Annotated in this window: 22 protein-coding genes; 13 read left to right on the top strand and 9 right to left on the bottom strand. The window is 73.4% G+C overall.

Going from position 1 to position 25383, the window contains the following annotated elements:
• Positions 1-19: 19 nt before the first annotated feature.
• The 7 genes from manA to ahcY all read left to right on the top strand — a co-directional run bounded on the left by manA (position 20) and on the right by ahcY (position 8272).
• The gene (gene manA / locus QNO26_RS11455; protein ID WP_257526557.1) at positions 20-1159 is read left to right on the top strand and encodes a mannose-6-phosphate isomerase, class I; all 1140 of its coding nucleotides are present in this window, start codon (positions 20-22) and stop codon (positions 1157-1159) included.
• Positions 1160-1324: 165 nt separating this feature from the next.
• Positions 1325-1651 (top strand): WhiB family transcriptional regulator, encoded by a 327-nt coding sequence (locus tag QNO26_RS11450; RefSeq protein ID WP_257526558.1) that lies wholly within the window; start codon positions 1325-1327, stop codon positions 1649-1651.
• A 67-nt stretch (positions 1652-1718) separates the two neighbouring features.
• Positions 1719-4565, top strand: a complete 2847-nt coding sequence (locus tag QNO26_RS11445; protein ID WP_257526559.1) for a glycosyltransferase — start codon at positions 1719-1721, stop codon at positions 4563-4565.
• The gene (locus QNO26_RS11440) at positions 4562-5956 is read left to right on the top strand and encodes a DUF5719 family protein (RefSeq protein WP_257526560.1); all 1395 of its coding nucleotides are present in this window, start codon (positions 4562-4564) and stop codon (positions 5954-5956) included. Before QNO26_RS11445 ends, QNO26_RS11440 begins: the two co-directional genes overlap by 4 nt.
• Before the next feature lie 118 nt (positions 5957-6074).
• Positions 6075-6515 carry a metallopeptidase family protein gene (locus QNO26_RS11435; protein ID WP_257526561.1) on the top strand — a complete coding sequence of 147 codons (441 nt, stop codon included), beginning with the start codon at positions 6075-6077 and terminating at the stop codon, positions 6513-6515.
• Between the two features lie 53 nt (positions 6516-6568).
• Positions 6569-6775: a DUF3499 domain-containing protein gene (locus QNO26_RS11430; RefSeq protein WP_257526562.1), complete on the top strand. Its 207-nt coding sequence runs from the start codon at positions 6569-6571 to the stop codon at positions 6773-6775.
• A gap of 39 nt (positions 6776-6814) precedes the next feature.
• Positions 6815-8272 (top strand): adenosylhomocysteinase, encoded by a 1458-nt coding sequence (gene ahcY / locus QNO26_RS11425; RefSeq protein ID WP_257526564.1) that lies wholly within the window; start codon positions 6815-6817, stop codon positions 8270-8272.
• A 400-nt stretch (positions 8273-8672) separates the two neighbouring features.
• On the opposite strand, the gene QNO26_RS11420 is transcribed toward ahcY, so the two are convergent.
• Positions 8673-9515, bottom strand: a complete 843-nt coding sequence (locus tag QNO26_RS11420) for an RDD family protein (protein WP_257526565.1) — start codon at positions 9513-9515, stop codon at positions 8673-8675.
• Positions 9516-9531: 16 nt separating this feature from the next.
• Here QNO26_RS11420 and QNO26_RS11415 point away from each other — a divergent pair, with 16 nt between their 5' ends.
• Genes QNO26_RS11415 through katG form a run of 3 tightly spaced genes read left to right on the top strand, consistent with a single transcriptional unit; the run spans position 9532 to position 13379 of the window.
• Positions 9532-10527 carry a stage II sporulation protein M gene (locus QNO26_RS11415; protein WP_257526566.1) on the top strand — a complete coding sequence of 332 codons (996 nt, stop codon included), beginning with the start codon at positions 9532-9534 and terminating at the stop codon, positions 10525-10527.
• 51 nt (positions 10528-10578) lie between these two features.
• The gene (locus QNO26_RS11410) at positions 10579-11010 is read left to right on the top strand and encodes a Fur family transcriptional regulator (RefSeq protein WP_257526567.1); all 432 of its coding nucleotides are present in this window, start codon (positions 10579-10581) and stop codon (positions 11008-11010) included.
• A gap of 44 nt (positions 11011-11054) precedes the next feature.
• Entirely contained in the window at positions 11055-13379 is a 2325-nt protein-coding gene (gene katG, locus QNO26_RS11405) for a catalase/peroxidase HPI (RefSeq protein ID WP_257526568.1), read from the top strand.
• A gap of 56 nt (positions 13380-13435) precedes the next feature.
• Here the strand turns inward: katG and aqpZ are convergent, their stop codons facing one another.
• The 8 genes from aqpZ to QNO26_RS11365 all read right to left on the bottom strand — a co-directional run bounded on the left by aqpZ (position 13436) and on the right by QNO26_RS11365 (position 21108).
• Positions 13436-14242, bottom strand: coding sequence for an aquaporin Z (aqpZ, locus tag QNO26_RS11400; protein WP_374679350.1), 807 nt, complete (start codon positions 14240-14242; stop codon positions 13436-13438).
• A gap of 76 nt (positions 14243-14318) precedes the next feature.
• The gene (locus tag QNO26_RS11395) at positions 14319-15308 is read right to left on the bottom strand and encodes an SRPBCC family protein (RefSeq protein WP_257526569.1); all 990 of its coding nucleotides are present in this window, start codon (positions 15306-15308) and stop codon (positions 14319-14321) included.
• On the bottom strand, positions 15308-15553 hold the full coding sequence (locus tag QNO26_RS11390; RefSeq protein WP_257526570.1) for a helix-turn-helix domain-containing protein: 246 nt from the start codon (positions 15551-15553) through the stop codon (positions 15308-15310). Before QNO26_RS11390 ends, QNO26_RS11395 begins: the two co-directional genes overlap by 1 nt.
• A gap of 70 nt (positions 15554-15623) precedes the next feature.
• Entirely contained in the window at positions 15624-16955 is a 1332-nt protein-coding gene (locus QNO26_RS11385; protein ID WP_257526571.1) for a DUF58 domain-containing protein, read from the bottom strand.
• Between the two features lie 28 nt (positions 16956-16983).
• Complete coding sequence (locus QNO26_RS11380) at positions 16984-17913, bottom strand: AAA family ATPase (RefSeq protein WP_257533564.1); 930 nt, start codon at positions 17911-17913, stop codon at positions 16984-16986.
• An 89-nt stretch (positions 17914-18002) separates the two neighbouring features.
• Positions 18003-19172, bottom strand: coding sequence for a DUF4350 domain-containing protein (locus QNO26_RS11375; protein WP_257526573.1), 1170 nt, complete (start codon positions 19170-19172; stop codon positions 18003-18005).
• Entirely contained in the window at positions 19169-19828 is a 660-nt protein-coding gene (locus QNO26_RS11370; protein ID WP_257526574.1) for a DUF4129 domain-containing protein, read from the bottom strand. Before QNO26_RS11370 ends, QNO26_RS11375 begins: the two co-directional genes overlap by 4 nt.
• On the bottom strand, positions 19813-21108 hold the full coding sequence (locus QNO26_RS11365; protein ID WP_257526575.1) for a glycerophosphoryl diester phosphodiesterase membrane domain-containing protein: 1296 nt from the start codon (positions 21106-21108) through the stop codon (positions 19813-19815). The genes QNO26_RS11370 and QNO26_RS11365 overlap by 16 nt, the downstream gene beginning before the upstream one ends.
• 170 nt (positions 21109-21278) lie before the next feature.
• Here QNO26_RS11365 and mtrA point away from each other — a divergent pair, with 170 nt between their 5' ends.
• From mtrA to QNO26_RS11350, 3 genes are read left to right on the top strand one after another with little or no spacing between them, the layout of a single operon-like run.
• The gene (gene mtrA, locus QNO26_RS11360; RefSeq protein ID WP_257526577.1) at positions 21279-21959 is read left to right on the top strand and encodes an MtrAB system response regulator MtrA; all 681 of its coding nucleotides are present in this window, start codon (positions 21279-21281) and stop codon (positions 21957-21959) included.
• Positions 21960-21964: 5 nt separating this feature from the next.
• Entirely contained in the window at positions 21965-23629 is a 1665-nt protein-coding gene (mtrB, locus tag QNO26_RS11355) for an MtrAB system histidine kinase MtrB (RefSeq protein WP_257526578.1), read from the top strand.
• On the top strand, positions 23626-25302 hold the full coding sequence (locus QNO26_RS11350; RefSeq protein ID WP_257526579.1) for an LpqB family beta-propeller domain-containing protein: 1677 nt from the start codon (positions 23626-23628) through the stop codon (positions 25300-25302). The genes mtrB and QNO26_RS11350 overlap by 4 nt, the downstream gene beginning before the upstream one ends.
• Positions 25303-25383: the final 81 nt, after the last annotated feature.

Genomic DNA, 25383 nt, shown 5'->3' with positions numbered 1-25383 from the left:
GCGCGCGTAGGCTGGCGCCGTGCTGGTCCCGATCTTCAACAGCCCCCGCGACTACGCCTGGGGGTCGCCCACGCTCCTGCCCGACCTGACCGGCCGGCCGCCCACCGGTGCCCCGGAGGCGGAGATCTGGTACGGCGACCACGCCGGCAGCCCCAGCACCGTGGTCGACGGCTCCGGCCGCACGCTCGACCAATGGCTGCGGGCGCACGGCGAAGCCCCGCTTCCGTTCCTGATGAAGCTGCTGGCTGCCGGCTCGTCGCTGTCGATCCAGGTCCACCCTTCGAAGGAGCAGGCCGGCGCGGGGTTCGGTCGTGAAGAGGCATCCGGTGTTCCGAGGGATGCCGCTGAGCGCACCTACCGCGACGACAACCACAAGCCGGAGATCATCGTCGCGCTCAGCGACGTGTTCCGCGCGCTCGTCGGGCTGCGGCCCCTCGCGCAGACCCGCACGCTGCTCGCGGCGCTCGGCGACCGTCCCGGCATCGCGGCGCTGATGGCGCACCTCGACAGCTCGGCCGACGATGGAGAGGCGCTGCGGGGGACGCTGGAGTGGCTGCTCACCGCGGGGGCGCAGGAGACGGTCGACGACGTCTGCGCCGCCGTGCGCACCACCGAGGTGCCCGGCTTCGCGCCGGAACTGGCCGTGTACCGCCGCATCGCCGACGAGTTCCCCGGAGACGCCGGGGTGGTCGTCGCGGTGCTGATGAATGTCGTCGAACTGCGCCGCGGCGAGGCGCTGTTCGCCCCCGCCGGCGTGCTCCACTCCTATCAGGACGGACTGGGGGTGGAGGTGATGGCGGCCAGCGACAACGTGCTGCGCGGCGGTCTCACCCCGAAGCACATCGACGTGCCCGAGCTGATGCGGGTCGTCGACACCACCCCCGCGCCCGTCCCCGTCCTCGTGCCCGCCGATGGTCGGTACGACGTCGGCATCCCCGACTTCGCGGTGCTTCGTGTGGCCGTCCAGGGGTCCACGCGTGTGGACGTGCGTCCGCCGGCCATCGCCCTCGTGGTCAGCGGCGAGGTGACGGTATCGGGCGCTGCAGGGGAATCCCATCGCCTGCAGCCGGCTCACGCCGTCTTCGCCGACACCGCCGAGCGCACGCTGCTCCTCTCCGGCGACGGCGAGGTCTTCATCGCCCAACCCGGGTCCCGTTGACGCCGGATCGGATTCGCGACACGCCGAGGCGACACGCCGAGGAGTCGCAAGAAGATTGAAGCGACGGTTGAGGGTTTACGATCTGCGACTTGACCGCAGCGAATCACACCGGTGTAATTAGGTGTCAGCACACACGGTGCACGGATTCGGCAGGCGGGGGACGAGATGACTGGTTCGCAGTATCGCTCGGGCGTTCCCGACAACTGGTTCGTCGACCCGGTGCAGCTCGGTGTGCCCGGTGTGCGCCGTGCGGTCGAGGCAGACGACGACGGCGCCCTCGCGTGGCAGACCGACGCCCTGTGCTCGCAGACCGACCCCGAGGCGTTCTTCCCCGAGAAGGGCGGCTCGACCCGCGACGCCAAGCGCATCTGCGCCTCGTGCGACGTGCGCACCGAGTGCCTGGAGTACGCGCTGCACAATGACGAGCGGTTCGGGATCTGGGGCGGGCTGAGCGAGCGCGAACGTCGCAAGCTCAAGCGACAGGCCTCCTGAGCCGATCCGTCCGACCTGCGCGCGGCGCACCGGCATGCCGGTGACACGCGCATAGGCTTTCTCCGTCATGCCCGCCCGAGTTCACGCCATCCTCGTCGTGCGCCCCGACGGTCGCACTCCCGCCGCGTTCCACCTGCGGCGCACGCTCGCGGCCCTCGACGCGCAGACGCGCCCCGTCGACGCCCTCACGATCGTGCTCTGCGGGGAAGACGACAACCTGCGCCAGATCGCGGCGGACTCGCGCGCCGAGGGTGTGATCTCAGCCCCGCGCACGACCCGCTACGCGGAGGCCGCTGCGCTGGCCACGCACCGCGTGCAGGGCGACGCGGTGTGGCTGCTCGCGCAGGACACCGCACCCGAGCCCCCCGCCCTCGCACGCCTCGCCGGCGCGCTCGAGCTGGCACCCTCGGTCGCGTTCGCCGCACCCAAGCTCGTGCGGTGGGACGACCGCGGCGAGATCGTCTCGCTGGGGGTGTCGATGACCACCCTCGGGCGCACCGTCGGCCTCGCCGACGGCCAGCTCGATCAAGGGCAGCACGATGCCGGACAGGACGTGCTGGCCGCCGACGTCCGCGCCATCCTGGTGCGCACCGCCCTGTGGCGAGAGCTGCGCGGGCTCGACCGCGGGCTCTCGGGAGCGGACGAGGGCCTCGATCTGGGCGTGCGCGCCCGCCTCGCCGGGGGCCGCGTCACCCTCGTCCCCTCGGCGCTGGTCGCCGTCGCCGGCGACGGCGTAGCCGGCCTCCCGGAGGTCTACGGGTCGCGTCGACGCCTGCGACGCGTCTTCTCCGCGCGCACGGCTCAGCTGCACCGCAGGCTCGTCTATGCGCCGGCGGCCGCACTGCCGCTGCAGTGGCTGGCGATCCTGCCGATCGCGCTGTGGCGCAGCATCGTGCACCTCATCGCGAAGCAGCCGGGTCAGGTCTGGCCGGAATGGGCCGCGGCGGTCACCGCCATGGCGCGCATCCCCGCCGTCGCCCGGGCGCGCAGCGGCATCCGTCGCACCCGTCGGGTGTCGTGGCAGGCCCTGGCGCCGTTGCGGACCGGCCGCGCTGACCTGCGCACCAACCTCGCCCTCACGGACGAGTCCGATCGTCTCGCCGACGCGCGCCGCACCGAGCTGCGGTTCTTCAGCGGCGGCGGCGCGTGGGCCGTGCTCGCCGCGCTCGTGGTGTCGGTCGCGTCGTTCCCGGCGCTGCTGGCGTGGCCGGTGCTGGGCGGCGGCGCCCTCGCGCCCCTGCGGGAGACCGTGACCCAGCTGTGGGCGGATGCCGCCTACGGTCAGCGCGCGCTGGGGCTCGACACCGTCGCGGCCGCCGACCCGTTCGCCGGCGTCGTCGCCCTCATCGGAACGATGTCGCCCGCCGCCCCCTCGCAGGCGCTCGTCGTGCTGTGGGTGCTCGCGCTGCCGCTAGCGGTGCTGGGCGGGTGGTTCGCCGCGACGCGGGTGACCGACCGCTCGCTGCTGCGCATCACCGGCGGCGTGGCCTGGGCGCTGGCGCCGGCATTCCTCGCCGCGCTCGTGCAGCCGCGTCCGGCGGCCGTCGTCGCCCACCTGCTGTTGCCATGGCTGTTCTACGCCGGCTCTGTCGCTCATCGGTCGTGGGCCTCGTCGGGCGTCGCCTCGCTCGTGCTGGCGGGCGTCGTCGCCGCGGCACCCTCGCTCGTGCCCGCGCTGCTCGCGCTGTGGCTGATCGCGCTCGCCATCGCCGCGGTGAGCGCCAGCGGCCGCGGCGCGGCGCGTGTCGCCTGGCTCGTCGTGCCGGCGGCGGCGATGAGCGCACCGCTGGTCTGGCAGCAGCTCTCCGCAGGCAACCCGTGGGGGCTGCTCGCCGACCCCGGCGTGCCCTGGGCCGGCCCGGTCGCCGCGGCCGACGCCGCAGGCCGAGCGCTGCTGGCGGCCGGATTCCCCACGGCCGATCCCGGTGGATGGGGACAGTTCTCGGGGGGCCCGGTGTGGTGGGTGCCCCTGCTGGTCGCCCTTCCCGCTGTGCTCGCCCTCATCGCGCCGCTGACGGTGCGGTGGCCTGCCGGCATCGTCCTGCTGACGGTGGCGGCGCTCGGCATCGCGACGGCCTTCGCCGCTGTCGCCGTGTCGGTCGCCGTGACCGCCGGCGCCCAGCCCGTCGTGGTCTGGCCCGGCGCCGGGCTCAGCCTGGCGTGGCTCGGCGTGATCGCCGCCGCCCTGGTCACCCTCGACGTCGTCCCGGCCGCCTCCGCGGCGCGGGCCATGGCGGCCACGGCCGTCATGGCAGCGCTGGCGGTGTGCGCCGTTCCGGCGCTGACGGCGCAGACCCGTGACGCGGCGGCGCTGCGGGAGGGGTCGGCGAGCACCCTGCCGGCGTACGTGGCGGCGGAGGGACGGGGATCGCCGTCGCTCGGCACGATCGTGCTGGCGCCGCTGGACGACGGGTCCGTCGCCGCGGAGGTCGTGTGGGGGGCGAGTGAGACCCTCGGCGGGCAGAGCACGGTGCAGAGCACCCGGATCGCACCGACCGCCGCCGACCGTGAGACGGCGGAGCTGGTGGCCGACCTCGTCACCGATGCCGCCGACGACCCGGTCGCACCGCTGGCGGAGCGCGGCATCGCCTTCGTGCTCCTCGCCCCGGCGTCGGACGTGGCCACCGAGGCGGCGCAGTCGCTGCGCCGCACGGCGGCGATCGCGCTGGATCAGCGCAACCGCCTCGAGCCGGTGGGGGAGACCGCGCGGGGGTCGCTCTGGCGGATCTCCGGTGAGATCACCCCCCGCGCCGACGCGTCCGCTGTCACCGTCGCGACGGCGCGGAGCATCGCGATGGGGCAGCTGGTCGTGCTCACGATCGCCCTGCTGCTGGCGATCCCCACCTCCCAGACCCGCCGGGATGCCCGCCGGGTGCCGCGGGTCGTGGGACTGCGTGCCGGGGAGGGACGATGACCACTACCTTCCGCTGGGCGACCAGCGCCCGCCTCGCGGGCGGCACGCTGGCCGCCGTCGCCCTCGTGGCCGGCACCGTGACCGCCGCCGCCGTCGCCTGGCCGTCCCACGATCGCGCGCCGATCAGCGTCGTGGCCAACCCTGCGCCCTCCGAATCCGTGCTCGCCTGCCCCGGCGGACTGCTGGCCATCGGCCGCGACGCGGGCATCGCCGGCGCGATCGATCTCGCCGCCGGCGCCACGACCGTCGCCGGATCCGGCGCCGGTCAGCCGCCGTTCGCCGAGGCCGCCCTCGTCGTCCCGCAGGTCGCCGGCTCCACGCCTCCCTCCTTCGCCGCGCCGCCGGCGGGGGAGACCCGCACCGACCTCGCAGCGGCATCGTCCGCGGAGGTGGCGGAGGAGGACCTCTCCGGCTTCGCCGCGGCATCCTGCGCCCCGCCCCTGCTGGAATCGTGGATCGTCGGAGGCGCGGCATCCACCGGCTCGTCGGGACTGCTGCTGCTGGCCAACCCGGGTGAGGTGCCCGCCACCGTGCAGGTGACCTCCTACGGGGCAGCCGGTGCGCAGAACCCGCCGGCCGGTGCGCTGGTCGTCGCGCCGGGCACACAGCGCATCGTGCCGCTGGCGGCGCTCGCCCGCGGCGAAGAGGCCCCCATCCTGCACATCGTCTCGACCGGCGCGCCGGTGCAGGCCAGTCTGCAGGCCAGCATCACCCGCACTCTGCTGGCCGGCGGCGTCGACCAGATCGGCGCTCAGCTCGCCCCCGAGCGGCGCGTGGTGATCCCCGGGCTGGCGGTCACCGCGGAGCCCGGCCCCGAGGGCGCGTCCGACCCGGCGACGATCCTGAGGCTGCTGTCCCCGACGGTGTCGACGACGGCGACCGTCGCGGTGCGCGCGGACGGGCGCGACGTGGAGACACGAGAGGTGCCGCTGGAGGCGGGACTGCCCCTTGAGCTCGACCTCGGCGGGCTGCCGGCGGGGTCGTACACGGTGGACGTCGATGCCGGCGCAGCCGTGGTCGGGGCGGTGTGGACGACCACCGGGTTCGGTGACGGGGACGACTTCGGCTGGCACGTCGCTGCACCCCGGCTGGACGGGGCTGCGCTCCTGGCTGTCGCCCCAGGGCCGTCGCCGACACTGGCGGTGGCGAACCCCGGCGGGGAAGCGGTCACCGTCGCCCTGGTCGCCGAGGCGGGTGCCGGTGCCGCACGCGAGATCACCGTCGCCGCCGGTGGCGAGACGCGCATCGCTGTGGATCCGGGGGCCGTCTACCGACTGGACCCCACGGGGCCCGTGCATGCCGCGGTGGGCTTCACCGGCGAGGGAGCGGTCGCGGCCTATGCCGTGTGGCCCGCCGACGCCGCGGCGTCGCCGCTGGTCGTCCACCCCTGACCCCGCCCGGGGCCAGCCGCGGCGCGGTCGGTCGCTCTCCCTGCCGCCGGCCGCCCGTGCCGTGCCTGCCGTGCGCCGCCCGGCGCTCGCGGCGGCGACACCCGCTTAGGATGAGGGCATGATGCGTCGTCGGACCCGCAGCGCGACCGTCGCCCGACCCCGCCCCGCGCGCCACGGCCGGCACGGCCGCGAGGGTCGCAGCCCGGTCGTCCGGCCGCCGCTGCCGCCCCTGGACAGCCGCGTCGAGCGGTTCGACCTGGCCGTGGGAGCCGCTGCCGAGTTCCTGCGCAGCGCGTGGGAAGACCTCCGGGACGTGCGCTTCGAGATCGGCGAGATGCCCGACGTCCCGGATGCCGACGGCATCCCGCGCTGGCACGTGGTGCCCGAACAGAAGCGCATCATCCTGTACCGACTGCCGATCGAGCGGCTGAGCCGGCCGCACCGCGAGGACGAGCTGCACCGCCGCATGATCATCGAGAGCACCGTCTTCCGCGCCGCTGCGGAGTACCTCGACAAGGATCCCTGGGACCTCGGACCCGAGCGGTTCCGCTTCTTCTGAGCACCCCGCGCGGCATCCATCCGTCGTCGTCCGTCGGCATTAGCGTGGACCCGATGCGCGAGAGACTGTGTTCCAAGGTGGGCTGCGCCCGCGAGGCCGTCACGACGCTGACGTTCGACTACGGCGATCAGATGGCCGCCCTCGGACCCCTCGGCGCGGGCGGCGATCCGCACGCGCACGACCTGTGCGCCATCCACACCGACCGGCTGTCGGTCCCCAAGGGGTGGGTCGTCGTGCGGCATGAGACGCTGCGCGTCTGAGCCGGATCCCGGCGGGCCCCTGCGTGGCACAATGACGGCATGCCGACCCAGACGCCCGCTCTCCGTCACGCCATCGCCGATCTCTCCCTCGCCGAGGCCGGCCGCCATCAGCTGAGGCTGGCCGAGAACGAGATGCCGGGGCTCATGGCGCTGCGGGAGGAGTTCGGCCCCACCCGCCCGCTGGCCGGCGCACGCATCGCCGGATCCCTGCACATGACGGTGCAGACCGCCGTGCTGATCGAGACGCTCGTCGCCCTCGGCGCCCACGTGCGCTGGGCGAGCTGCAACATCTTCTCCACGCAGGACGAGGCGGCCGCCGCCGTCGTCGTCGGACCCGACGGCACCGTCGACGAGCCCCGCGGCGTCCCCGTGTTCGCGTGGAAGGGCGAGACGCTCGAGGAGTATTGGGACCTCGCCGACCGTATCTTCGACTGGAGCGACGAGGGCTTCGACGGCCCCAACCTCATCCTCGACGACGGAGGCGACGCGACGCTGCTCGTGCACAAGGGGGTCGCCTTCGAGAAGGCCGGGGGAGTGCCGGATGCCGCGCCCGACGACCCCGCGGAGTACCGGGTCGTCCTCGACGTGCTGCGGCGCAGCCTCGCCCGCGACCCGCAGCGGTTCACCCGCATGGCAGAAGGCCTCCTCGGGGTGACGGAGGAGACCACGACGGGGGTGCACCGGCTGTACGAGCTCGCGGCATCCGGTGATCTGCTCTTTCCGGCCATCAACGTCAACGACTCGGTGACGAAGTCCAAGTTCGACAACAAATACGGCATCCGCCACTCGCTGCCCGACGGGCTCAACCGTGCCACCGACGTGCTGATCGGCGGCAAGGTCGCGTTCGTCTGCGGGTACGGCGACGTCGGCAAGGGCGCCGCCGAGGCGCTGCGCGGGCAGGGTGCCCGCGTCATCGTCAGCGAGGTCGACCCCATCTGCGCGCTGCAGGCCGCGATGGACGGCTACCAGGTGGCGCGCCTGGCCGACGTCGCGGACCAGGTGGACATCCTCATCACCGGCACCGGCAACAAGGACGTCGTCACCGTCGAGGACCTCCTCTCGCTCAAGCACCTCGCCGTCGTCGGCAACGTGGGGCACTTCGACAACGAGATCGACATGGCGGGACTCGAGGCGCTGCCGGGGGCTCAGCGCGTGGAGATCAAGCCGCAGGTGCACGAGTGGCGACTGCCGACGGGCCGCAGCGTGCTCGTGCTCAGCGAGGGACGGCTGATGAACCTCGGCAACGCCACCGGGCATCCGTCCTTCGTCATGAGCGCGTCGTTCACGAACCAGGTGCTGGCCCAGATCGAGCTGTTCACGCGGCGCGATGTCTACGCGACGGCGGTGCACACCCTGCCCAAGCACCTCGACGAGAAGGTGGCGCGGCTGCACCTCGATGCCCTGGGTGTGCAGTTGACCACCCTCACCCCCGCGCAGGCCGCCTACATCGGCGTGCCGGTCGAGGGCCCCTACAAGCTGGACCACTACCGCTATTGACCGCCGTGCTCGCGCTCGCGCCCGGGCGTCGCGCCCCGGCGCTGAAACGCGCCGCTCCGGTGTCGCGTGTGGTGGGTGGGGTGCCCGCGCACCGTGCGGAAGCGACACTCGAGCGGCGCCGGGCCGCCGCGCCCGTGCCGCCGCGCCCCCTCCCTGAAACGCGCCGCTCCGGTGTCGCGTGTGGTGGGTGGCGTGCCCGCGCACTGTGCGGAAGCGACACTCGAGCGGCGCCGGGCGTCGGCGTGTGCCGCAAGCGCGCTGCTCCGGTGTCGCGTGTGGTGGGTGAGGTCACCGCGCACTGTGCGGAAGTGACACTCGAGCGGCCCGCCGGGCGCTGCCCGCCGGGCGCTGCGGGGCAGGCGAGGCGGGCACGCGCCGCGGGCGGGCACGCGGGGCGGGGTCAGCGCTGCGGGAACCCCCGCGGGGCGCCGGTGACTCCGGAGGTGAGCGCCGCCGTGCGCTCGTCCTCGCCGCGCAGGGCGCGCAGCTCCCGCTCGCGCCGGAGGGCGATGACGCCCAGCAGCAGCGTCTCCGGATCGGCCGCCGGGACGGGGGAGATGAACGTGCTGGCCTCGCCGGCGAGGGCGGCAGCAGTGCGTGCGCGCGCCGCGGGATCGAGGTCCCCGGCCTGCCGCACGAACTGGCTGATGCGGCGCGCGGTGCGGTCGGGCAGCGGCCCCACATCGGCGATGGCGGCCCAGCCCGCCAGTGCCGGCGGCACGCCCGGCGGCTCCGGCGGCAGTCGCGGGGCGCGGGTGCGCTCGCTGTAGGTGCCGGCCAGCAGATCGCCGAGCCGCTCCGCCCGAGGGGTGAACACCGCGACGATGCCGGCGACGGCGCCGAGGGTGAACCAGAGCTCGAACACCCCCACCAGCGCCCGGATGAACGCCTGCCGGAACCCCGACGCCCCGCCGTCGACGCGCACGATGCGCCCTCCGACCACGAGCTTGCCGAGGCTGCGCCCGCGCGTGGCCGTCTCCACCACGGTGGGGAGGACGACCGTCACCAGCACGAGCACCGTGATGGTCAACGCCGGCGACAGAGCTGCGTTCAGCAGGCTCTGCCCGGCGATCCACGACGTGACACCGGCCAGCAGCAGGAACAGCGCCACGCCGGCCAGCATGTCGATGAGCACACCGAGCGCCCGCAGGAAGTACCCGACGGGTTGCACGTCCAGCGCCACCGCCTCGCCGGTGAGGATCTCGTCCTGGTGGATCTCCACGGCGGGCCCGGGCGTCGGCATGGCTACAGTGAATCACATGGATGCCGACGCCCTCACCGCCGCCCGGCGCCAGGAGTGGGCGCGGCTCGAGGAACTCGGCCGCCGTGGGCGTCTCAGCGGGGCGGAGGCCGACGAACTGGTCACCCGCTACCGGGCGGCCTCGGCGGACCTCGCCGAGCTGAAGACCTCCGCCGGCCGCACGCCCGAGGGTGACTACCTGTCGACGCTGCTGTCGCGGGCGCGGCTGCGCCTGACGGGCACCCCTGACAACGTGCTGCGGCAGGTGCCGAGGTTCTTCCTGCAGCAGCTTCCGGCGGCGCTGTACCGGTTGCGGTACACGACGCTCGCCATCGCCGTGGGGTGCATCGTCATCGCGGCGATCGTCGCGACGTGGGTGGCGGGGGATCCGGCGGCGCTGGCGGCGCTGGGCTCCCAGGCGCAGCTGGAGCAGTATGCCGAGAACGACTTCACGCAGTACTACAGCGAGAACCCGGCCGCCGTCTTCGCCGGCACCGTCTGGACCAACAACGCCTGGATCGCCGCACAGTGCGTGCTGTTCGGCATCACAGGCCTCTGGCCGGTGATGGTGCTGATCCAGAACGCCGTGGGGGTGGGGACCGCCGCCGCCGTGCTCTTCGCCTTCGATCGGGGCGACATCTTCCTGCTGCACATCGCTCCGCACGGTCTGCTGGAGCTCACCTGCATCTTCGTCGCCGGCGCCGCGGGTCTGCACATCTTCTGGGCGTGGGTCGCCCCGGGCCCGCGAGGGCGGGGCGAAGCGCTCGCCGCCGCCGGGCGGTCGCTGGCCACGGTGGCGATCGGCCTCGTCTTCGCGCTCGCCGTCGCGGGGCTCATCGAGGGTTTCGTCACCGCCCAGCCGTGGCCGTGGCCGCTGAAGATCGGCATCGGCGCCGCCGCGCTGGGGCTGTTCCTGACCTACATGCTCCTGGTCGGTGGCCGGGCGTCCCGGCGGGGCGCGACGGGCGATCTCACCGAGTACGAAAGCGGCACACCCCGCCTGGTGGCCGGCTGACGACGCCGCATCAGTTTTGAACAGATCAAAACAACGGCTAGGCTGGAGGGCATGACCTCCCCCCTTCACGACACGGATGCCGCTGCCGCGATCCGTGCCTCGGGGCTCCGGGTGACCGACTCGCGTCAGGCCGTCTACGCGGCTCTCGCAGCGCACCCCCATGCCAGCGCCGACGACGTGTTCGCCGAGGTCGCGGCCGGGGCGCCGCGTTCGAGTCGGCAGTCGGTCTACAACGCGCTGGGCGACTTCGCCGATGCGGGACTGGTGCGCCGCATCGAGCCCGCCGGGCGCCCCATGCTCTTCGAGCTGCGCGTCGCCGACAACCACCACCACCTCGTCTGCACCTCGTGCGGACGGGTCGAGGACGTGGACTGCACGGTGGGTCATGCCCCCTGCATGCACCCCTCCCAGACCCACGGGTTCGCGGTCACTTCCGCGGAAGTGACGTTCTGGGGTCGTTGCGACTCCTGCGCCGCGGCCTGATCCGCCCCCTCTCTCCAACCCGAACCAGCAAGTGGAAGGACCCCATGACCGACGACACCATCCCCGAGATCGGCGAAGACGCGACCGGCATCGACCAGTCCGTCACCGTGACCGACACCGACAGTGCGCACGCCGAGCAGGCCGCGAAGGCGGATGCCGCCGGTGGCTGCCCCGTCGTGCACGGCGCGGGAGCCGGCCTGGCCAACCCCGCCGGTCAGCCGCACCCCACCACCGGCTCCGCCAACAACGTCTGGTGGCCGAACCAGCTGAACCTGCGGATCCTGAAGAAGAACCCGGTCGAGGCGAACCCGCTGGGCGGAGACTTCGATTACAAGGCCGCATTCGCGGCGCTCGACCTGGCCGCGGTCAAGGCTGACATCGCCGAGACGCTCACCACGTCGCAGGACTGGTGGCCCGCCGACTTCGGCAACTACGGCCCCCTCATCATCCGCATGGCCTGGCACAGTGCGGGCACCTACCGCGCGACCGACGGTCGCGGCGGTGGCGGCGCCGGTCAGCAGCGCTTCGCGCCGCTGAACAGCTGGCCCGACAACGTCAACCTCGACAAGGCCCGCCGCCTGCTGTGGCCCGTCAAGAAGAAGTATGGTCAGTCGCTGTCGTGGGCCGACCTGATGATCCTCGCCGGCAACGTCGCACTGGAGTCGATGGGCTTCGAGACCTTCGGCTTCGGCGGCGGCCGTGCCGACGTCTGGGAGCCGGACGACGACGTGTACTGGGGGCCTGAGACCACGTGGCTCGGCGACGAGCGCTACACGGGTGAGCGCGACCTCGAGAAGCCGCTCGCGGCCGTGCAGATGGGTCTCATCTACGTCAACCCCGAGGGCCCGGCCGGCAACCCCGACCCGCTCGCCTCGGCGCGTGACATCCGCGAGACGTTCGCCCGCATGGGGATGAACGACGAGGAGACCGTCGCCCTCATCGCCGGCGGCCACACGTTCGGCAAGACCCACGGCGCCGCTCCCGACTCCAACCTCGAGGACAACCCCGAGGCCGCGGGCCTGGAGATGCAGGGCCTGGGCTGGAAGAACAACTACGGCACCGGCAAGGGCGACGACACGATCACGTCGGGCCTCGAGGTGACGTGGACCTACCACCCCACCCGCTGGGACAACGAGTTCTTCCACATCCTCTACGCGTACGAGTGGGAGCTCATGAAGAGCCCGGCCGGTGCGCACCAGTGGCGGCCCACGAACGGTGCCGGCGCCGACATGGTGCCGATGGCGCACGACCCGCAGACCCGTCGGGAGCCCCGCATGCTCACGAGCGACCTGGCGCTGCGCGTCGACCCCGAGTACGACAAGATCTCGCGCCGCTTCCTCGAAGACCCGGTGGCGTTCGGCGATGCCTTCGCCCGCGCCTGGTTCAAGCTGACCCACCGCGACATGGGCCCCATCGCCCGGTACCTCGGCCCCGAGGTCCCCACCGAGGAGCTCATCTGGCAGGACCCGGTGCCCGCCGTGGACCACGCGCTCATCGACGCCGCCGACGCGGCCGCGCTGAAGCAGCAGATCCTGGCGACCGGACTCACCACCGAGCAGCTCGTGTCCACCACGTGGGCCGCGGCGTCATCGTTCCGCGGCAGCGACAAGCGCGGCGGCGTCAACGGCTCCCGCATCCGCCTGTCCCCGCAGAAGGACTGGCAGGTCAACAACCCGCCGCAGCTGAAGCTGGTGCTCGAGACCCTCGAGCAGGTGCAGGCGTCGTTCAACGACGGGCGCACCGACGGCAAGAAGGTGTCGCTGGCCGACCTCATCGTGCTGGCGGGCAACGCCGCGGTCGAGAAGGCCGCTGCCGCCGCCGGTGTCGAGGCCGAGGTGGTCTTCCACCCCGGTCGCACCGACGCCACGCAGGAGCAGACCGACGCCGAGTCGTTCGGCTACCTCGAGCCGGCCGCCGACGGGTTCCGCAACTACTACGGACCCAAGGCGTTCCTCCCGCAGGAGCACCACCTCATCGACAAGGCGAACCTGCTCACCCTCACGGCGCCCGAGATGACGGTGCTCGTGGGCGGACTGCGGGTGCTCGGCGCGAACTGGGACGGATCCGAGTACGGCGTGCTCACGAACCGCCCCGGTGTGCTGACGAACGACTTCTTCGTGAACCTGCTCGACCTCGGCACCACCTGGACGCCGCTGGACCCGGGTTCGCAGGCGTTCGAGGGCATCAAGGACGGCTCGGGCGAGCGTGTCGGCCGTGGCACGCGCGTCGACCTGCTGTTCGGCTCGAACTCCGAGCTGCGTGCGCTCGCCGAGGTCTACGCCAGCGACGACGCGAACGAGAAGTTCGTGCGCGACTTCGTGGCGGCGTGGGGCAAGGTCACGGAGCTCGACCGCTTCGACCTGCGCTGATCCGCAACACGACGACGGCCCGTCCCCGCAAGGGGGCGGGCCGTCGGTCGTTGCGCTCAGCCGAGTTCGCGTCCGTCGAACATCGCGCGGTGGGCGAAGCCCGCGATCAGCGCGCCGACGATCGGGAAGACGAGGAAGACCCACAGCTGCAGCAGTGCGTCTCCGCCGCCGTAGATCGCCGTCGCGATCGAGCGGGCCGGGTTGACCGAGGTGTTGTCCACCGGGATGGATGCCAGGTGGATGAGGGTCAGCGTGAGACCGATGACCAGGCCGGCGAGCTTGGTGCCCCGGCTCGGGTGGGTCACGCCGAGGATCACGAGCACGAAGATCGCGGTGAAGGCGATCTCCACCACGATCGCGGCTCCGAGGCCGAAGCCGCCGGGGGAGTGCTCGCCGAACCCGTTGCTGGCGAAGCCGCCGTCTTGGGCGGAGCGCAGCCAGCCGTCGGGTCCGAAGAGCCCGATGAGCACGATGAGGGTCGTGCCCACGATCCCGCCGATGATCTGCGCGATGATGTAGGCGCCGGTCTCGCGCCAGGGGAAACGGCCGGCGGCGGCCAGCCCGAGCGTGACGGCGGGGTTGAAGTGGCCGCCCGAGATCGGTCCCCACGCGTACGCGCCGGCGACGACCGTCAGCCCGAAGGCGAGCGCCACGCCCACGTAGCCGATGCCGAGCGAGGTGCCGTCTGGCCCCAGGCCGGCATCGGCGGCGAACAGGGCGGCGCCGATAGAGCCGAAGACCAGCAGGAACGTGCCCATCGCCTCGGCGACGAGCCGCGGCGCCATGCTCGGTCCTCCGGGGGCGGCGGCGTGGTCGAGAGGCGTGGGGGCGACGTGTTCTTCCGGACGGGGATCATTGCTCATGGCTGTGCCTCCTTTCGCGCTCACAGTAGCCCGCCGCCGCGGGCCCCGATAGCGCCACTGCGAGAGAGCGCGTCGGTCATTGCCGGAAGACGCGACTGATGGCGGCGGCCAGCACGGAGACCTGCATCCAGAGCATGGCGCGATACAGGGGGCGAAGCACGAGAGCGGCGAGGGGGCGCGGCCGGCGCTCCGCGGGTGGTTCCCAGGCCAAGGAGATGCCCAGGTGCGTGCCGCCGGCGGCGTGCTCGAGCGAGAGCGTCACGCGACGGGCGTGGCTGCGGGCGACGTCCGGATACCGGAAGCGCCACTGGACCGACACCGGTTCCTGTGTCGACACGAGATGCATCTCCTGCTGCCGCATCGCCGGTGTGATCCGCAGCGGTCGCCCGTCGGGGGCGTGCGTGCGGGGCCGGCCGATCCAGACATCGCCGCCGGCCCCGCCGTGCGGTCGGGTCACGCTGCCGATGACGGCATCCCATTCGGGGATCCGCTCCGCGTCGGACACCAGCGCCCACACCTGCTCCGGCGGCGCCGGAACGAACGCCGTCGTCGAGGTCGACAAAGGAGCCTGGTCTCGTCGTCGCCGCGGTGCCGACGGCAGCCGGTCGGCGTCGTCCAGGCGTCGTGCCACCTCGTCCGCATCGGTCCCGAGCCGCTCCAGGGTCGCGGCGATGAACCCGCTCGGCTCGGCGACCAGCGCGCGCAGGATCGCAGGCGCATCGCCGCCCCGGCCGGCGCGGGAGGCATCCTTCATGACCTGCAGCGCCCGCCCGCTCCAGTGGTACCCCTGCGTCTCGTGGAAGACGATCCGTCCGGGCTCCACCGCCGGCGCCTCGACCCCGAGAGACTCCAGCTGCGCGGTGTGCTGCGCCGACAGGGCGGCCCGCGTCTTCTCGACGGTCACGCCGAGGCTGCGCAGCACCTGACCTGCCACGCCGCCGTCGAGGGCCAGGGCGATGAGCAGGTGCTCGCAGTCCGCTTCGCGCAGGCCCTGACGGGAGGCCTCCTCCATGGCCATCAGCGACAGGACGTGGCTCGTGGCGACCGCCTCGCCGAACGTCGCCATCAGCCGTGCCTCCGCGGCACCGGGATGGCCGGGTCGATGCGTTTGGCGTACTTCTTGTGCACCGCCTGACGGCTGACGCCGAGGGCATCGGCGATGGTCTGCCACGTCATGCCCGCGCGCAGCGCAGCCTCGACCTGCCGCAGCTCGAGTCGGTCGGTGAGGATCCGCAGGGATGCCACGGCGCGCAGCCCAGCGCGAGGGTCGGCCGTGTCGCTGGCGGCGTCGGCGATCTGAGAAGCGTGCATGCTGTCAACATACGTTGCTGGCACAGGGAGTGTCAACCTGAGTTGCTAGGGGGTGGCGCGCACCGGCGGCTCAGAGCCGGCCGGCGGCCTTGAGCGCCAGATACCGGTCGGCGATCCGCGGTGGCAGGTCGTCGGCCGAGGCGGTGAGCGCATCGCCTCCCGCACGGGTCACGGCGGCGGCGACGCGCGCGGCGTCGCGGGCGCTGCGCTCGGCGGATGCCGCTCGGTACACGTCGTCGGCGGTGCGCCGGGTCGCGCGCCGCGCGGTGGGGGTGGGCGTCACGGGGTCCTCCGCCGCGCCGTCGGCGGCGGTGCCCACCAGCACGTGGGCACGCCGCGTCACCGCGCCCAACGACCCCAGAAAGCCCCGTGAGGCCTCCGGACTGTCCTGCGCGGTCAGCAGCACCACGAGCGCCGGCCGCGAGGTGAGGGCGCGCACCTGCGCGAAGGCGGCATCCCAATCGGTGTCGATGAGCTGCGCCTGCACGGGCGCCATCGCCTCGACCATGGCCGGCAGCAGGGCGGCGCCGTCGATGCCGGTGACCCGGGCGCGCAGCACCCGGTCGAACATCGCCAGGTGCACGTGGTCGCCGGCGCGCGTGGCGAGGGCTGCCAGCAGCAGCGCGGCCTCCATTGCGGCATCCAGGCGCACCCCGTCGCCCACCCGCGCGGCGGAGGTGCGACCGGTGTCCACGACGATCACCACGTGCCGGTCGCGCTCGGGGCGCCACGTGCGCAGCATCGTGGTGCCCGCGCGGGCCGTCGCCCGCCAGTCGATTGAGCGCACGTCGTCGCCGCGCACGTATTCTCGCAGGCTGTCGAACTCGGTGCCCTGACCGCGCACCTGCAGGCTGGTGTTGCCGTCGAGCTCCCGCAGCCGCGCGAGCCGCGACGGCAGGTGACGACGCGAGGCGAACGCCGGGAGCACGCGCACCGTGCCTGGCACGTCCAGCCGGGCCTGGCGCCCGGCCATCCCCAGCGGCCCCAGCGAGCGCACCACGACGAACCCGGAGCGCAGCTCGCCGCGGCGCACGGGCTGCAGCGGCACAGGCACGCGTCGCCGCTCCCCGGGAGGCACGTCGATCGCGGCGCGCTGCGTCGGGGCGCCGGCGGTGGGCTGCCACGCGTCGCGCAGCAGACCGCGCACCCGGCGACCGCCGGTGTTCTCGACCATGAGCGCGGTGTCGATCCGTTCGCCCAGGCGGGTGCGCGTCGGACCGGTGCGCGTCAGCCGCAGGCTGCGGGGGTGAGGGGCGACGGCGGAGTCGACCGCGGCGGTCGCCGCGCACAGCACCAGCCAGACCACCGCCACCGGCCAGGGCGGGATGCCCGCGGAGCCGAGCAGCACGACGGGCACGACGCCGAGGGCGACGAGCACGGGGAAGCGGCCGGTGACGTACATGGGATTCCGATTCGGTGGCGGCGGCGGTCTAGATCGGCACGGGGGTCTGCTGCATCACGGCGGAGAGGATCGCCTCGACCGAGACCCCTTCGATCTCCGCCTCCGGGCGCAGCCGCAGGCGGTGGCGCCACGCCGGCACGACCATCGCCTGCACGTGGTCGGGGGTGATCGCCGGGTAGCCGCCCAGCCACGCCCAGACCTTCGCCGCCGCGAGCAGGGCCGTCGCGGCGCGCGGGCTCGCGCCCAGCTGCACGGACGGCGACTGCCGGGTGGCGCGGGCGAGGTCGACGACGTACGCGAGCACGTCGTCGGAGACGGCGACGGATGCCGCGGCCCGCTGCGCGGCGCGGATCTCGTCCGCGCCGACGACCGCGTCGATTCCCGCGGCCGCGAGGTCGCCGGGGCGGAAACCGTCGGCGTGGCGGCGGAGCACCGCCAGCTCCGCCTCGCGCGCGGGCACGTCGATGAGGAGCTTGAGCAGGAAGCGGTCGAGCTGGGCCTCCGGCAGCGAGTAGGTGCCCTCGTGCTCGATGGGGTTCTGCGTCGCCGCGACCAGGAAAGGGTCCGGGAGCGGCCGGGTGACGCCGTCGGCGGAGACCTGTCGCTCCTCCATCGCCTCCAGCAGTGCCGCCTGGGTCTTGGGCGGGGTGCGGTTGATCTCGTCCGCCAGCAGCACGTGGGTGAACACCGGGCCCTCGCGGAACTCGAACTCGCCCGAGCGGGCGTCGTACACCAGCGAGCCGGACACGTCACCGGGCATGAGGTCGGGCGTGAACTGCACCCGCGTGGTGTCCAGGCCGATGGCGCGGCTGAACGCGCGCACGAGCAGCGTCTTGGCGACCCCGGGCACTCCTTCCAGCAGCACGTGGCCGCGGGCGAGCAGCGCGATGAGCAGCCCGGTGACGGCGCCGTCCTGACCGACGACGGCCTTGCCGACCTCCCGTCGCACGCGGTTCATCGCCTCGCGGAGGTCGCCGTCCGACACAGCGGTCGTGACCGCGGGCGCGGCGGGGTCTGCGGGGGCCACGGGCGGCGGATCGAGGTGGGTCACTGCGGGTTCCTCTCGGGTCGGACGGCGTCGCGGACGGCCGTCTCCAGGTTCTCCAGGGCGTCGGCCAGCGCGACCAGCTCCCCGTCGTCGGCGGGCAGGTCGTCCATCAGGATGCCGCGTACGCGTGCCCGGTCGATGCCCAGGCGCGCCGCGGCGGCGTCGGCGATCTCGGGCGCGGCGGCTGCGGGGCCGAGCCCGAGCGTGCGGGCGAGGCGATCCAGCGTCCCCATGCGCAGCTGGTCGGCGGCATGCACGGCGTCCCTGGCGCGGGCGTACAGCCGGGCGCGGCCCTCTGTCGTCTCCGACGCCCGCACCGTGACCGGCAGCGTCTCGGCGACGAGGGGGCCGAAGCGGCGCCCGCGCCACAGCATGGCCGCAGACGCCGAAGCCAGCAGCACCACGATCGCGGGGGTGACCCAGTCGGGTGTCAGCTCGCCCAGACTCGGGGCGGTGTCGGGCAGGGCGCCGTCGCCGAGCGCGGGCAGGTACCAGACGACCTCGTCGTTGCGGCCGAGCAGGTGGGCGGCGAGGGCCGCGTTGCCGTCCTCCGCGAGGCCGGCGTTAGAGAAGAGCTCGCGCGCATCCAGGGCGACGATGCGGCCGGCATCCGTCTCCGCCAGCAGCAGACCGTAGCCGTCGCCCGACGGGTAGCAGGCGGTGACGCCGGAAGGCGCGGTGAAGACCGCCCCGGGGACGATGGTTCCCGAACGCTCTGCGTCGGGCAGCGCGCAGCCCGGCTCCGCATCGGCACCGTCGCCGACCCCGGCGCTCTGGGCACCCAGGAGCAGTCGCAGATCGCGCGAGCGCGGGTCGACGAGCACGACGTCTGCAGCGGCGCCGGCGATGTCCCGCAACGTGGCGTCGTCGAGCGGTGCCGTGTCGGTGATGACCAGCGTGGCGCCGCCCGCGGCGAGGGCGCGCTCGGCCGTCGTCCGGTCGCGGGCGACGGTCACCTCCACGCCCTGCCCGCGCAGCACCTCCGCCAGCGCTCTCGTGCCGGTGGGCCCGACGGAGGCGGGGTCCAGCGCATCCCGCTCGGTCCATTCGCCCGCGGCGAGCATCGCCGCCGAGCCCGCGCCGATCGCGAGGATCGCGGCGGCGATGAGCGCCCATGCGCCTGCGCGGCGGCGGGTGGCCGATGCCGGCGCGTCGGTCGTGGATGTCACAGGGCGACGCCGGCGGGCTGGAGTCGGGCGGGTGCGGACGCGGCCGCGTCCTCGTCCACCGACGCGACGGCCCGGTAGGTCACGGCGGTGCCGGGGCGGCGGAGGTACCGCACGTCGTCGAAGGTCGCGGCGGCGGCGTCGAGCCGGTCGGCCAGGGCAGGGAACGCGCGCGCGGCGTCGCGGGCGAAGGCGTGCACCGTCGCCCCCGGCGCGGCGTCGACGATGCCGCGCTCGCCCAGCGCGCGCGCGAGGGCGCGGAAGCGCTCGGTGATCGCGGCGTCCCACTCCCCGGCGGCGGCGTGGCTCTGCGCTGCGGCGCGCAGCTGCGCGGCGCTGCGCTGCTCGGTCGCGCCGAAGAGGTCGACGGGGCGCGCGGAACGGGCGGCCATCCGCGGCATGCCCCAGACCGCCAGTGCGATGACGACGACCGCGACGACCACCACCGACGCGACCACCGCGATCCAAGGCCCCCAGCCTTCGGGGACGCCTCCGCCGAACAGGTTCGCGAAGAACTCCGCCACGGCGTGCGCGAACCGGTCCAGCGGCGTGGGCTCGGCGATGTCGTACACCGGGTCGGCGAGCTCCTGCTCGGCCCAGCGCCGTGCCTCATCGCCGTCGGGGATCAGCGGCACGGCCCGGTTCAGGGGCGTGCCCACGGGGCGGTTCCCTCGGCGGGCGGCGCGGAGCCGTCGGGTGCCGTCCATCCCTCGGGGGGCGCGGCGACGCCCGGCGCCGGTGCGCCGGTCGGCCCTGTCGGCGCCGGTGCACCGGTCGGCCATCCCGGCGCCGCACCGGCCGGAGGCGCGGGCGGGTACGGGGCATATGGCGGGTAGGCCGGCGAGCCCGGATAGCCGGGAGACGGCGCGTAGCCGTAGGCGTAGGCGGGGGTCGGAGCGATGACGCGCCCGACGTGCAGCCGGTACGGGTCGGGCAGGTCCGCCACCCCGGCATCCCGGCGCTCCACATAGGCCAGCAGATCCTGGTCGAGGCCCTCGCGGCGCATGCGTGCGTCGATGTAGAGCAGCGACGTGGCCGTGGACTGCACGATGAGCGAGACGGCCTGGATCAGCACGGTGACCGCCTGCGTCAGCAGGCCGCCGACGATGAGGAGCACGAACCCCGACGTCTCGGGGTCTCCGGTGGGAGTGAGCACCGTGGACACCGCCGTCGTCGCCAGGGAGAACGGCACGCTCACCAGCTGACCGAGGGTGGCGAACGCCATCGAGATGATCACCACGACGCCCAGCATCGGCCAGAAGCGTCCCCGGGTGAGCGACCACGATCGCGCCAGGGCTCCGCGGATGGTGGCGTGCTCGAGGATGATCGTGGGGGCCACCAGCAGCAGCTTCACCGTCAGCCACAGGACGAGGGGGATCGCCGCGAGGCCCAGCCCGACGCCCAGCAGCACGCCCGACAGCACATCCGCGAACACCAGCGCCACGACGGCTGCCACGACCGCGCCCAGCACCACCAGCGTCGCCAGCGACAGCAGCAGCGTGTAGCCCACGAGGCGCCACGCCACCGGCTTCACCCGCGCCCACAGCACCCGCAGGGTGAGCTTCTCGGCGACCACCGCATGGGCGACCTCGCTGACGACGACGCCCTGCACGAGCACGCTCAGGGCGCTCAGCGCCAGGCCGATCAGCACACTGGCAGCCAGGACCATGGCGACGGACCCGGCGAGCACCTGGTCGAACGCAGGGGTGCCGGGGCGCAGGGTGTCCAGTCGCAGGAAGGCGGGGACACTCACCGCGACGATGACGGTGGTGCCGAGGAACGTGGCCACCGACTGCACCAGGACGGCGAATCCGAGCAGCACCCGCGGGTTCTGGCGCAGGGCCGAGAACGAGCGGCCGAGGACCAGCCCGAACGTCAGCGGACGCAGCGGGATGATGCCCGGGCGGGTGACGGGTGTCCAGGCCGGATATGCGGTCATGACTCTCCCTGTGCGGCTGGGGTTGTCCCATCGTGCCACACCGGCCGAGGTCGGGCGCGCGCCCGCCGGGGGCGCTGCCGCCACGTCCGTGGGGTGTCGGCTAGTCTAGGCGGAGCCCGTCCGCTCGTCCGCGGCGCGGGCCGGGGAACCCGGAGGACGAGCACGTACCCATGACCTCACGCATCCTGGTGGTCGATGACGATACCGCGCTGGCCGAGATGATCGGCATCGTGCTGCGCACCGAGGGCTTCGACCCCGTCTTCTGCGCCGACGGCGCGGCCGCGGTCGAGGCATGGCGCAGTGAACGGCCCGACCTCGTGCTGCTGGACCTCATGCTCCCCGGTGTCGACGGCATCGAGATCTGCACGCGCATCCGCGCCGAATCCGGCGTGCCCATCATCATGCTCACCGCCCGCACCGACACCGCCGACGTCGTGCGCGGCCTGGAGTCGGGCGCGGACGACTACATCGTCAAGCCCTTCAACCCGAAGGAGCTCGTCGCCCGCATCCGCACCCGCCTGCGCCCCGCGAGCCAGCCGGCGGGGGAGACGCTGCGCATCGGCGACCTCACCGTCGACGTCGCCGCCCACGAGGTGCGTCGCGGTGACGAGGTCATCGCCCTGACGCCACTGGAGTTCGAGCTGCTGGTGGCGCTGGCGAGCAAGCCGCAGCAGGTGTTCTCCCGCGAGATGCTGCTGGAGCAGGTCTGGGGCTACCACTACAAGGCCGACACGCGCCTGGTCAACGTGCACGTGCAGCGGCTGCGCGCCAAGGTCGAGCTCGACCCCGACAACCCCCGCATCGTCACCACGGTGCGGGGCGTGGGCTACCGCGCCGGCGCGGTGGTCTGAGGTCGATGGCGTCCCCGGGCGCGCGGGACGCGGAGTCCCGCCTGCGGGACTGGCGGTCGTGGCCCACCGAACTGGCGTTCGCGTGGCGCAGGTCGCTGCGCTTCCGCACCGTGCTGCTCACGCTCGGCCTGAGCGCCCTGGCGGTGCTGGCATCCTTCGTGTTCATGGCGCTGGCCATTCAGAACGACCTGTTCCAGTCGCGCCTGGAGCAGGTGCTCGACGACGCCAGCCGCACGACCCAGACCGCCCAGGCGACCCTGGACTCCGCGGAGGTCGCGGGCGACCCCGTCGCGGTGGACAACCTGCTGGTCAACGTCAGCACCGTGGCACGTCAGGCGTCCACCCAGATGACCGCGGCGCTGCGCACGGACACGACCTCTCCGCTGGCCCCGCAGGGCTTCACCACCGGAGGGCTGAACGAGGACTACCTCTCGGCGGGTCTGCGCGCGTCGGTGCAGGACGGACCCGAGCTGCAGTGGTGGCAGTCGGTGGCGCTGCCCGACGGGGAGGGCGGCACGGTGCCGGGCATCATCGTGGGCCAGCAGCTGCTGGTGCCCGAGGTGGGCGCGTACGAGCTGTACTTCGGATACGACCTGGCCGATGCGTCCCAGACCCTCGGTTTCGTGCAGGCCACCCTGTGGATCGTCGCCGGCGTGCTGGTGCTGCTGCTCGGAGCGATCTCGTGGATCGTGCTGCGTTCGGTCACCCGACCCATCGCGGATGCCGCGCGTACGAGTGAGCGCCTCGCCGAAGGTGACCTCGGGGTGCGCCTCCAGGTGCGCGGCGACGACGAGCTGGCCACCCTCGCCCGCTCCTTCAACGCGATGGCCGACAGCATCGAGTCGCAGATCAAGGACCTCGCCGACCTGTCGCTCGTGCAGCAGCGGTTCGTCTCGGATGTCTCGCACGAGCTGCGCACGCCGCTGACGACGATCCGGCTGGCCTCCGACATGCTCAACGACCGGCGGGACGAGTTCGACCCCGCCACGGCGCGCGCCGCCGAGTTGCTGCACGCACAGGTTCAGCGGTTCGAGACGTTGCTGACAGACCTGCTGGAGATCAGCCGATACGACGCCGGCTCCGTGCAGTTGGAGACGGAGCCGACGAGCATGGCCCAGCTGGCGGAGGACGTCATCGCCTCGATGCAGCAGCTCGCCGACCAGCACGGCACCGACGTGCGCCTGATCGCGCCGGGGGGTTATTCGCCGGTGGACATGGACCCGCGCCGGGTGCGTCGCATCGTGCGCAATCTGCTCGGCAACGCCATCGAGCACGGCGAGGGGCGGCCCATCGTGGTCACCGTCGACAGTGACCAGCGCGCGGTGGCGCTGGGGGTCCGCGACTACGGGCTGGGCATGACCGCGGCGGATGCCGAGCGGGTGTTCGACCGGTTCTGGCGCGCCGACCCCGCCCGCACCCGCACGATCGGCGGCACGGGGCTGGGGCTCTCGATCGCGCTCGGCGACGCACGGCTGCACCGTGGAACGCTGGCCGTCTGGTCGCAGCTGGGGCGCGGCACCCACTTCGTGCTGACCATCCCGCGCCACGACGCCGATCTCGACGGCGCGTCCCCCATCCCCGCAGATCCGGGGGACGACGCCACCTTCGACACGCTGGGTTTGACCCAGCCCATCGAGATCCCACCCGCCGACCGGAGGGAAAGACGATGAGACGACCGCTGCGCGCCGTCGTGCTCGCGTTCGCGACGGCATCCGCGCTGGTGCTGTCGGCCTGCGCGGGCCTTCCCACCAGCGGCCCGGTCAACCCCGGACTGCCGCTGGACGGCGATTCCCGACCGCCGGACATCTCGTTCGTCGCCGACCCGCCCCAGCCCGGCGCCACCCCGTTGCAGATCGTCGAGGGGTTCATCCGCGCCGGCTCCGGCACCCGCGGGGAGTGGGCGACCGCGCGCGAGTACCTCACCTCGCAGGCGCGCGAGGAGTGGGACCCCACCGCGGGCGTCACCGTCGACGACTCCGCCGAGCGCCAGTACATCGAGGCGTCGGAGGATGCCGTCCTGCTCAGCGTGCGCGCCGACGCCACGGTCGACGGGGCGGGGGAGTACGAGGACGTCGGCGGGATCGCGCTGGAACTGCCGTTCCGCCTGGCGAAGGAGGACGGCCAGTGGCGCATCAGCGAGGCGCCCGACGGCATCGTGATGGATGACGCCTGGTTCCAGGTGGTGTTCCGCAGCTATGCGCTGGCGTACTTCGATCCGACGTGGAGCTACCTCGTGCCCGACGTGCGGTGGTTCACCACCACCAACCCCGCTACCAGCATCGCCAGCGCGCTGCTGGAGGGCGAGCCGAGTCCGTGGCTGGCGGGTGCCGTGGCCACGGCCGTGCCCGAAGGCGTGACCCTCGCCGCGCGCACGGTTCCCGTGCGCGACGGCGGCACGGCGCAGATCGAGCTGACGGCGGGCGCGCTGGACCTGGACCGCGAGACCCTCGACCGCATGCAGACGCAGCTGGAGGAGAGTCTGGCCGGGGCAGGTGTGACGGCCGTGCAGCTGGCGGTGGACGGTCAGCCGCTGGCCGCGACGCGCGTCGAGGCCCGCTCCACCCGCGTGCCGCCCCAGGCGCTCGTGCTCGTCGGCGACACGTTCGGGTTCCTCAGCGGCGACACCGTCGAGCCGATCCCGCAGCTGTCCGATGCCATCCTCGACGTCGCCCCCACCGCCGTGCAGGTGACCGCTGATCAGCGCACCGCGGCGGTGCTGCGCGCCGGCGGCGCGGTGGCGCGCGTGGACGGGGGGACCTGGTCGGAGGTGGACACCCGCCCCGACCTCATCGCGCCGTCCGTCGACAACGACGGGTGGGTGTGGAGCGTGCCGCGCACCGACCCTCGCGCCGTGCGCGCCTCGGGGCCGGACGGCACCGTGGTCGAGGTGGCGGATGCCTGGCCGGACGCCTCCCGGATCACCTCGATGGAGGTGTCGCGCGACGGCACCCGGGTGGCAGCGCTCGTCACGGAGGGCGGCCGATCGGCCGTGTGGGTGGCCGGCATCATCCGTGACGGACGGGTGCCCGTGCGGCTCGGCGAGCCGCACCCGCTCTCGCCGCTGGAGGGCACCGGTGTCGACGTCGGCTGGATGGATGCCAGTCATCTCGGCGTCGTCGCCGCGGTCGAGGACGACACCACCATCGTCGAGCAGCTGGTCGGCGGTCCTGCGACCTCCGTCACCGGACCGGCGCGCACGGTCGCCATCTCCGCGACCAACCAGGTCTCGATCGCGCGGCTGCTCGACGCCCAGGGCGCGATGTACGTCCGTCGCGGCACCAATTGGGGCACGACCGCGTCGGGGGTGCGTGTCCTCGCCTCGGTGCAGGGCGCCCCCGACTGAGACTCCTGCACAGCAGGGAGATCGCGCGGAAACCAGCGGATGCCGGGGAGAACGTGTCCCGGCATCCGTCACCCCCGCGCA

It is taken from the genome of Microbacterium sp. zg-Y1090, from assembly GCF_030246945.1.
Lineage (GTDB): Bacteria > Actinomycetota > Actinomycetes > Actinomycetales > Microbacteriaceae > Microbacterium > Microbacterium wangruii.
Note: the sequence above shows the minus strand (reverse complement) of the source record. Positions and strands in the feature narration are given on the sequence as shown.

Coding starts and splice junctions, on each gene's coding strand:
- QNO26_RS11365 (WP_257526575.1), bottom strand. CDS start 21,108: ATGACCGCATATCCGGCCTGGACACCCGTCACCCGCCCGGGCATCATC.
- aqpZ (WP_374679350.1), bottom strand. CDS start 14,242: ATGAGCAATGATCCCCGTCCGGAAGAACACGTCGCCCCCACGCCTCTC.
- QNO26_RS11450 (WP_257526558.1), top strand. CDS start 1,325: ATGACTGGTTCGCAGTATCGCTCGGGCGTTCCCGACAACTGGTTCGTC.
- QNO26_RS11445 (WP_257526559.1), top strand. CDS start 1,719: ATGCCCGCCCGAGTTCACGCCATCCTCGTCGTGCGCCCCGACGGTCGC.
- QNO26_RS11410 (WP_257526567.1), top strand. CDS start 10,579: ATGACCTCCCCCCTTCACGACACGGATGCCGCTGCCGCGATCCGTGCC.
- QNO26_RS11435 (WP_257526561.1), top strand. CDS start 6,075: ATGATGCGTCGTCGGACCCGCAGCGCGACCGTCGCCCGACCCCGCCCC.
- QNO26_RS11395 (WP_257526569.1), bottom strand. CDS start 15,308: ATGGCGACGTTCGGCGAGGCGGTCGCCACGAGCCACGTCCTGTCGCTG.
- QNO26_RS11390 (WP_257526570.1), bottom strand. CDS start 15,553: ATGCACGCTTCTCAGATCGCCGACGCCGCCAGCGACACGGCCGACCCT.
- QNO26_RS11440 (WP_257526560.1), top strand. CDS start 4,562: ATGACCACTACCTTCCGCTGGGCGACCAGCGCCCGCCTCGCGGGCGGC.
- ahcY (WP_257526564.1), top strand. CDS start 6,815: ATGCCGACCCAGACGCCCGCTCTCCGTCACGCCATCGCCGATCTCTCC.
- mtrA (WP_257526577.1), top strand. CDS start 21,279: ATGACCTCACGCATCCTGGTGGTCGATGACGATACCGCGCTGGCCGAG.
- QNO26_RS11350 (WP_257526579.1), top strand. CDS start 23,626: ATGAGACGACCGCTGCGCGCCGTCGTGCTCGCGTTCGCGACGGCATCC.
- katG (WP_257526568.1), top strand. CDS start 11,055: ATGACCGACGACACCATCCCCGAGATCGGCGAAGACGCGACCGGCATC.
- QNO26_RS11385 (WP_257526571.1), bottom strand. CDS start 16,955: ATGTACGTCACCGGCCGCTTCCCCGTGCTCGTCGCCCTCGGCGTCGTG.
- QNO26_RS11420 (WP_257526565.1), bottom strand. CDS start 9,515: ATGCCGACGCCCGGGCCCGCCGTGGAGATCCACCAGGACGAGATCCTC.
- QNO26_RS11415 (WP_257526566.1), top strand. CDS start 9,532: ATGGATGCCGACGCCCTCACCGCCGCCCGGCGCCAGGAGTGGGCGCGG.
- QNO26_RS11380 (WP_257533564.1), bottom strand. CDS start 17,913: ATGAACCGCGTGCGACGGGAGGTCGGCAAGGCCGTCGTCGGTCAGGAC.
- QNO26_RS11430 (WP_257526562.1), top strand. CDS start 6,569: ATGCGCGAGAGACTGTGTTCCAAGGTGGGCTGCGCCCGCGAGGCCGTC.
- mtrB (WP_257526578.1), top strand. CDS start 21,965: ATGGCGTCCCCGGGCGCGCGGGACGCGGAGTCCCGCCTGCGGGACTGG.